9 protein-coding genes are annotated in these 7560 nt (G+C 50.3%); 3 read left to right on the top strand and 6 right to left on the bottom strand.

Annotated elements, in window-relative coordinates:
• Nucleotides 1–41: 41 nt before the first annotated feature.
• Genes AC4MRN_RS07090 through kduD form a run of 5 tightly spaced genes read right to left on the bottom strand, consistent with a single transcriptional unit; the run spans nucleotide 42 to nucleotide 4443 of the window.
• Nucleotides 42–1337 (bottom strand): TRAP transporter large permease, encoded by a 1296-nt coding sequence (locus tag AC4MRN_RS07090; protein WP_073317805.1) that lies wholly within the window; start codon nucleotides 1335–1337, stop codon nucleotides 42–44.
• Complete coding sequence (locus AC4MRN_RS07095) at nucleotides 1337–1825, bottom strand: TRAP transporter small permease (protein WP_255051069.1); 489 nt, start codon at nucleotides 1823–1825, stop codon at nucleotides 1337–1339. Before AC4MRN_RS07095 ends, AC4MRN_RS07090 begins: the two co-directional genes overlap by 1 nt.
• A 1-nt stretch (nucleotide 1826) precedes the next feature.
• Entirely contained in the window at nucleotides 1827–2813 is a 987-nt protein-coding gene (locus AC4MRN_RS07100) for a TRAP transporter substrate-binding protein (protein WP_491202881.1), read from the bottom strand.
• 9 nt (nucleotides 2814–2822) lie between these two features.
• Nucleotides 2823–3665 (bottom strand): 5-dehydro-4-deoxy-D-glucuronate isomerase, encoded by an 843-nt coding sequence (kduI, locus tag AC4MRN_RS07105; protein WP_490403539.1) that lies wholly within the window; start codon nucleotides 3663–3665, stop codon nucleotides 2823–2825.
• 16 nt (nucleotides 3666–3681) lie between these two features.
• Nucleotides 3682–4443: a 2-dehydro-3-deoxy-D-gluconate 5-dehydrogenase KduD gene (kduD, locus tag AC4MRN_RS07110; protein WP_370241833.1), complete on the bottom strand. Its 762-nt coding sequence runs from the start codon at nucleotides 4441–4443 to the stop codon at nucleotides 3682–3684.
• Between the two features lie 217 nt (nucleotides 4444–4660).
• Here kduD and AC4MRN_RS07115 point away from each other — a divergent pair, with 217 nt between their 5' ends.
• Nucleotides 4661–5656 (top strand): DUF4861 family protein, encoded by a 996-nt coding sequence (locus AC4MRN_RS07115; RefSeq protein ID WP_491202882.1) that lies wholly within the window; start codon nucleotides 4661–4663, stop codon nucleotides 5654–5656.
• Here the strand turns inward: AC4MRN_RS07115 and AC4MRN_RS07120 are convergent.
• Entirely contained in the window at nucleotides 5653–6138 is a 486-nt protein-coding gene (locus AC4MRN_RS07120; RefSeq protein WP_491202883.1) for an FxsA family protein, read from the bottom strand. The two genes, AC4MRN_RS07115 and AC4MRN_RS07120, sit on opposite strands and share 4 nt — an antisense overlap.
• 213 nt (nucleotides 6139–6351) lie before the next feature.
• On the opposite strand from AC4MRN_RS07120, the gene cutA reads away from it, so the two are divergent.
• Together cutA and AC4MRN_RS07130 are read left to right on the top strand one after the other, a co-directional pair.
• Entirely contained in the window at nucleotides 6352–6675 is a 324-nt protein-coding gene (gene cutA, locus AC4MRN_RS07125) for a divalent-cation tolerance protein CutA (protein WP_155016369.1), read from the top strand.
• Between the two features lie 30 nt (nucleotides 6676–6705).
• Nucleotides 6706–7560: cytochrome c biogenesis protein CcdA (locus tag AC4MRN_RS07130; RefSeq protein WP_491202885.1), on the top strand; the 855-nt coding region annotated here is incomplete at its 3' end.

Below are 7560 nucleotides of genomic sequence, written 5' to 3' on the forward strand. Positions count from 1 at the left end.
GCCAGACCACAAGCGTTTATACCGTTATTGACCGACCCTGTCTATAAGCCAAACGCAGCAGGTAAGGCTTCGCTGAACCAGGCCACGTAGGTCACCAGCATCAGCACGACAAACATGGCGACGTACAAGGGCAATAACGGTTTTATAATTTTATCGAGACGGGTTTTCGCAATCGCACAGGTGATAAACAACACTGCGCCAACAGGTGGAGAACACAACCCAATCGACAGGTTAAGTACGATCATGATACCAAACTGCAAGGGCGACATACCTAATTGCATGGCCACTGGCAGGAAAATAGGTGTAAAAATTAACACCGCAGGCGTCATGTCCAGGAAGGCGCCTACCACAATCAGCAACAGGTTAATCAGCAGCAGGATCACAATCGGGTTATCGCTGATTTCCAGCAAGAACGCACTGATGTTTTGTGGAATATTTTCAAAAGACAACATCCACGACATGGCGGTAGAGGCGCCAATCAGTAGCATCACGATTGCCGTGGTTTCCGCAGACTTGAGCAAAATATCCGGCAGCTGTTTAACTTCAACTTCCCGATACACGCCAACGGCCAGCACCAGTGAATACACCACCGCTATTGCGCCCGCTTCTGTCGCGGTAAAAATTCCGCCAACGATACCGCCGATCACCAGCACAATCAGGAACAAGCTGGGAATGGCCGCCGCCACCTGCTTTACCACAACGTTTAATGGCAAACGATCGGTCGTTGCATAGCCTTTGCGTTTGGCGTGGAAATAACACACGGTCATCAGGCTCAGGCCCACCATGATCCCGGGCAAGTACCCTGCCATAAAGAGTGCTGCAATTGACACACCGCCGCTGGCAATCGCATAAACAATCAGAATATTACTCGGTGGGATCAACATGCCGGTGGTGGAAGCAGCAGCGGTAACAGCAGCGCTGAAGTTTTCGTCGTAACCCTGCTTTTTCATTTCAGGCAGCATAAAGCTACCAATCGCAGAGGTAGTCGCCACCGCCGAGCCCGATATCGCGCCAAACAGCATACAGGACACGACGTTCACCAAGGCTAATCCGCCGGGCAGTGAGCCAATCAGAGCTAACGCACAGTTGATCAGGCGTTTGGCAATACCGCCACGCCCCATGATCATGCCAGACAGCACGAAAAAGGGAATGGCCAGCAACGCAAAGCTGTCCAGGCCGCCTGCCATGCGCTGTGCGATCGTCGTCACAGCCGGCGTAAAATCAATGTTCATCAGCATGGCAATCAGGGTGGCAATACCAATGCTAAACGAAATCGGTACGTTCAGTAGCAGCAGTGTGAAGAACGCGACTACCAGTACAATAGCGGTCATATCCATTACAGCGCCTCCACGTCATCGGCAACCCACAGGTTGCGAATATTAATCAGGCAATACAACATGATAAGCGAGCCCGTAATGGGCAGGACGGTGTACACGTAGCCTATTTTCACGCCCAGTGCCGCCGAAATCTGTTCTAGTTGCAAGGTCAGGCTAACCAACTGGCTGCCGCCAAACAGCAGCGCCGTAGCACAGAAGCCAAATACCAGCAGTTCAACAAACGTCAGGATCAGTCTGCGACGTTCAGCTGGCTGCTTTTCAACAATCAGGTTGAATCCCAGGTGTACCTTTTGGCGGTACGCGTACGCAGCGCCCAACAGGCCGATCCAAATCAGGAAAAAGCGTGATAATTCTTCGGTAACCGAGGCCGGATCTTTTAATACATAGCGGGAGATAACTTGCCACACCACAGCCAGCAAAATGCCAGACATAGCAAGGATAAGGGTACCGGCAACGGCACGGTCGATGAATGCAATAATAGAGCGCATATTACATAGCCTTAATTTGTTCAATTAACGCACCAATCTCGGTGCCGCGCAGACTGTCATGGAAGGGTTTCACCGCCTCCACAAACGGCCTTTTGTCGGGATAAATGACTTCAACACCGTCAGCAATCACCTTTTCGAGTGATTCCTTAGTTGAGGCTTGCCACGCTTTACGCTGAAACACTACAGATTCAGCCATGGCTGTTGCCACCCACTGCTGTTGCTGTGGGTTCAGGTTTTCCCAGGTGCGCAAAGACATCAGCATGACATCGGGCACAGAGGTGTGTTCATCCAGTGAGTAGTAACGCGCAATTTCATAATGACGAGACAGGTAATAACTTGGCGGATTGTTTTCAGCGCCATCAACCACACCTTGCTGCAGGGCAGTGTAAAGCTCACCCCACGACACCGGCGTTGCAGCGGCACCCAACTCACGAACGGTTTGTACTGCAGTCGGGCTGTTCAACACGCGTATTTTCATACCCGCCAGGTCTGCCGGTGAATGAATCGGCTTATCGTTGGTATAGAAGCTTCGGCTACCCGCATCGTAGTAGGCCAGTCCTTTTAACTTGAAGTCTTCAACACCGGTTAGCAGATCTTTACCCACACTGCTGTTTAACACTGTCCAGTAGTGATCGTTGTCACGAAAAATGTAAGGGATACTAAAAATTTTCATGGTCGGCGCAAAGCCTTCCAGCGGACTGGCTGACACTTTGGTCATCGAAAGCGAGCCAATTTGCAGCAGCTCGATCATCTCGCGCTCGGTACCTAACTGACTGCCAGGATAAATCTTCACGTCCATCTCGCCATTCGACAATGCTGCCAGGCGTTCACCAAAAAACACCATGGCTTTGTGCACCGAGTGCTGGGTATCGAGTGTGTGACCCAGTCTTAACACCACTTTGTCATCTGACGCTGCGTTGTCACTGCAACCGGCAAGTAGGAATAAGCCGGTTAAAACAACAAGCGGTAAGGTCTTCAGCAACTTCATAGCCGACTCCTAGCGCAACTCACTGGCGGGAAACTTGTCCATGTCGTCATAGTCCAGATTTTCTCCGGCCATGCCCCAAATAAACGCGTAGCTCGACGTGCCGCAACCACAGTGAATCGACCAGGGCGGTGACAACACGGCCTGCTCGTTTTGAACAAACAAGTGGCGGGTTTCTTTCGGCTCACCCATAAAGTGACACACCGCTTGTTGCTCGGCGATATCAAAGTAGAAATACACTTCGTTGCGGCGGTCGTGCTGGTGCGCTGGCATGGTATTCCACACGCTGCCCGGATACAGTCGGGTCAGGCCCATTTGTAACTGACAGGTTTGCACCACGCTGTTGATAATAAGTTGATGTATATCGCGCTCGTTGGCCGTTTCAGGCGAACCAAGATGCAGCACATTGGCATCGTCTTTACCCACTTTCTTGCAAGGGTAACTGGCATGTGCAGGCGCGGAATTAAGGTAAAAATGCGCCGGGGTATCGGCTTTATCAGAATAAAACGTAACAGCGTAGTCCCCTGCGCCGATGTAAAGGGCTTCGCCTTTGTCCAGCGCGTATTCCGTATCATTAACCGTGACCTTACCCGGGCCACCGACGTTAATCACACCCACTTCGCGGCGGGCGCTAAAGCAATTGGATTTGAGGGCGTCCAATGTCTCCAGAGGCAGGCCCTGATCTAATGGCACAGCGCCTCCCACCATAAAACGTTCATAGTGGCTGTATATCCAATACACTTTGCCTGGCTGCATAAGTTTGTCGGCCAGGAATGCATCGCGTAATTCCTGCGTATCGTATTGTTTGGCCTCACGTTGACCAATGGCGTATCGGGTTTCGTATTCTGTAGTCATTACTTTGTCCGCCGGGCTATCGGGCTAAAAATCCACCATCAACGGCCAATACGTGGCCGTTGATATACTGACTGGCTGGGCTCGCTAAAAATACCACGGCCCCTTTCAGGTCTTCTGTTTCTCCCCAGCGTCCGGCGGGAATACGCGCACAAATCTCTGTACTGCGTTTTTCATCATCCTGAAGGGCTTGGGTGTTGTCGGTGCGAATGTAACCTGGTGCAATGGCATTAACCTGCACGTTCGACGCACCCCACTCATTTGCCAGGGCTTTGGTTAATCCGGCAATAGCGTGTTTACTGGCAGTGTAGGCAGGCACCGTAATACCACCGCTGTAACTTAGCATCGACGCGGTGTTGATAATTTTGCCACCGCCTTGGTCAATCATGGCTTTGCCGATTTTCTGGCTCAACAAAAACGCAGCATCCAGATTCACTGTGAGTACCTTTTGCCAGGCTTCCAAAGGAAAGCTCACGGCCGGCTCGCGATAAATAGTGCCACCATTGTTCACCAGAATATCTATGCCGCCCCACAGGGTTAATGCTTGCTCAGCCATGGCTTCTACCGCCTGCATGTCCGACAAATCAGCGTGTACCTGAGCTACATTTACTGTACCGAGCGCGCGGATCTGCTCGACCGTGTTGTTACACCCCTGCTCACTGGAACTGGCACAAATAACATCTGCGCCTGCTTCGGCTAACGCTATCGCCATAGCTTGCCCAATTCCCCGGCTGGCTCCGGTCACCAGCGCACGTTTTCCCGCTAAACTAAAGTTCGGCATCACAACCCTTTATTTCTCTGCTGCGCTTACCTATGTTGGCAAAAAAGTCCACATTGGCGAGCGCTATTGAGGCACGATCCTTCACAGTCGCATGTGCAACTTGTGTTGGTATATCACACCCAGTCAATTGTTAATAATATTTAAAATAATTGCCACCGGTGGCAATTGTCAATATGATAGGTAAAAAATTTGTTGAATTTAACCCTCGGAGACAGCCATGAATCACAGGACTTTAGCCACCCTAATTGCCGCCAGCTTTTGTCTGACTGCATGTAATAAATCACCAGAAACAGTAACAGATTCAGCCGCTTCCACAGAAACTACAGTCAAGACGCACGCCGAGCTTTCCGTACGCCAGGGCGGTGCGTGGGAGGGGCAAAAATATGTTGCCGACGGTTTTACATTTGAACCGGTCACGTCGTTCACTTCTCCTGACCAACTAACAGACCATTCTTATTATTTGCGTTACGAAGGTCCGGGCTGGGAAAACGATCTGGTTGGTTATCGCTTGTATCTGGACTGGCGAAACGGCATTGACGTGTTTGTAAAAACCACCAGCGAGATGGTGTTACCCCTGGTAGGTCAGGATGGCTACGACAGCTACCACGAACTATCCGATTGGGGCGGTGATGCACTGAAAGTAGGTAAATCTGTTGGCCTGGGCGCGCTGGGTCGTTGGGTCGACAATGGCGTTGAACACTTTAGACAGGTCGATAAAACTCATTGGAACCTGTTAAAAGACGGTGGCGACACCAGCGAATTTGAAGTGCGCTATGAAGGTTGGGACGTTGCCGGTGTCAAAGCTGACGTGACCACTCACTATCAAATAAGTGCAGGTGACCCATCAACGTTGGTTACGGTCACCTCGTCTACACCAATGGATAACCTGGTTACAGGTTTAGTGAAACACGACAACGTCAACTACATTGAAAAGCGCAGCGAGCACTGGACGATGATTGCCACTTATGGCAAACAAAATGTATTGGGTGACGAGTGGGACTTAGGGCTGGCTTTGTTTGTGAAAAACAGTCAAATCGCCGAGCAATTTGAAGGGCCACACGACTACCTGTTTAAGTTTGTTCCGCAAACGTCTTATGAATATGGCTTTTTTGCCACCTGGCAGGGGCATCCTGAACAGCCTCAGACCCAACAGGAGTTTGAGGCCTTTATGGAACAGAAACTACAGCGACTCGACGCCTCTACAGGCCACTAGCGGTCGAGGCGTTTAGACTCATCCGTGCGGGTAGTGTCGGTGTATTCACCTTCAATGGGATCGCCCTCATTACCCGGACGCTGTTGTGTGTTGGAATAGTAAAACGATTGATTCCCGCCCTGCACGGCACGCACTGTCATGTGCTTTGCCAATTGGCCGGCCATGAGCTGGCGACTCAATGGCAGCACAAACAAAAAACCAATAATGTCGGTAATAAAACCGGGGGTGACTAACAACACACCGGCAATCACTAACATCAGCCCTTCCATCATTTCCTTGCCCGGCACTTCGTTGTTAGCCATTTTCTGTTGGGCCTTCTGTAGCGTGGATAAGCCTTCCTGACGCACCAGATAAGCACCGACAAATGCGGTAACAATAATCAGCCCAACCGTATTCCAGCCGCCAATCATGTCACCTACCTGAAGAAGTAGTGCTATCTCAGCGATGGGCATTAAAATAAAAAGCAGTAATAAAATTTGCAAAATGCTGTCCCGGTTAGTGAAAAAGAAAGATGAACGCAGACGCTGCTGGTCACCTTAAGGTTATTTTAATTAAAATGGGGTACGTTTGGATAAATCCAAGTCATCGATTTCGCGTACCCTATCGTAAAGGTTAGAGCGCGGGTCTACAGAAAAAGTGCCGCAGCATAGAAAATTGAATGTTTTTTCGTGCTTGAACGGTCTAAAGAGGCAGGTATGAATTCACTTTGTGTGGTGCTGACAACGACCAATTCGGTTGCGTCGGCCAATACCATTGCCAGTGCGTTACTGGAGCGTAAACTGGCAGCATGTGTACAAATCCTTCCCGGCATTACGTCACTTTACCGGTGGGAAGGCAAGATCGCGAGTGACCAGGAAATACAGTTGATCATCAAATCAACATCGCCTGTTATCGACGAGGCATATGAGGTTGTGAAACGTCTTCACCCCTATGATGTGCCGGAATGGGTCGTATTAAATTCCGTGGTGGCCAGCGAAGACTATTTGCGCTGGGCACAACAAGTTACGAATCAGATGTAAGAAGGACTAAATGTAGTGAAACGCAATCCCATGCTAGTCGTGCTACTGCTGTTAATGAGCAGTTTGCTGAGCACCATGACATCAGCGCAGTTAAGCAATAATGATATGCAGGATTTGTTCAGTGATGAACCCCAGTTTCTGCCTGTTGATGATGCGTTTCAATTCGACTTCGCCCAAACGGGTGACAAACTGGTCGTGCAATTTGATATTGCAGACGGTTACTACCTTTACAAAAAGCAGTTCAAGGTCGTCACCAAAAACGCTACGCTGGGTGAGCCAACGTTTCCACCAGCCCAGCAAATAGAAGACGAGTTCTTCGGGATATCAGACGTTTTCTTTGACCGTGTTGCATTTACTTACCCAATAGAAAGCAGCATTAAGGATGGCGTAGTAAAACTGCGCTACCAGGGCTGCGCGAGTGCCGGTTTGTGTTACCCACCTACCACCAAAATTATCTACCTGAATGCTGTTGGCGAGACTGACAACACCATCAGTGCGCCGTTGTCAGCGCCAGCGACCAGTCAGCCGGAGACTGCCCCTGTAGTGAGTCAGCAATTCGATTTAGCCGACAAACTGCAACAGGAAAGTCTGCCCATTACCCTGGCGCTGTTTCTGCTGTTGGGGGTTGGCCTTGCGTTTACTCCTTGCGTATTCCCCATGTACCCCATTGTGAGTGGTATCGTCATTGGTCAGGGCAAAGAAATCAAAGCGTCCAGAGCGTTCTCCTTGTCTTTCGTGTACGTACAAGGCATGGCGATCACGTACTCACTACTCGGACTTGTCGTGGCCTCTGCCGGTGTTCAGTTCCAGGCCGCACTGCAGCATCCAGCCATTCTGATTACGTTCATTGTTTTGTTTGTTGCACTTGCTGCTGCCATGTTTGGT

This window comes from Marisediminitalea sp. (genome assembly GCF_984433645.1).

Coding starts and splice junctions, on each gene's coding strand:
- AC4MRN_RS07090 (WP_073317805.1), bottom strand. CDS start 1,337: ATGGATATGACCGCTATTGTACTGGTAGTCGCGTTCTTCACACTGCTG.
- AC4MRN_RS07095 (WP_255051069.1), bottom strand. CDS start 1,825: ATGCGCTCTATTATTGCATTCATCGACCGTGCCGTTGCCGGTACCCTT.
- AC4MRN_RS07100 (WP_491202881.1), bottom strand. CDS start 2,813: ATGAAGTTGCTGAAGACCTTACCGCTTGTTGTTTTAACCGGCTTATTC.
- kduI (WP_490403539.1), bottom strand. CDS start 3,665: ATGACTACAGAATACGAAACCCGATACGCCATTGGTCAACGTGAGGCC.
- kduD (WP_370241833.1), bottom strand. CDS start 4,443: ATGCCGAACTTTAGTTTAGCGGGAAAACGTGCGCTGGTGACCGGAGCC.
- AC4MRN_RS07115 (WP_491202882.1), top strand. CDS start 4,661: ATGAATCACAGGACTTTAGCCACCCTAATTGCCGCCAGCTTTTGTCTG.
- cutA (WP_155016369.1), top strand. CDS start 6,352: ATGAATTCACTTTGTGTGGTGCTGACAACGACCAATTCGGTTGCGTCG.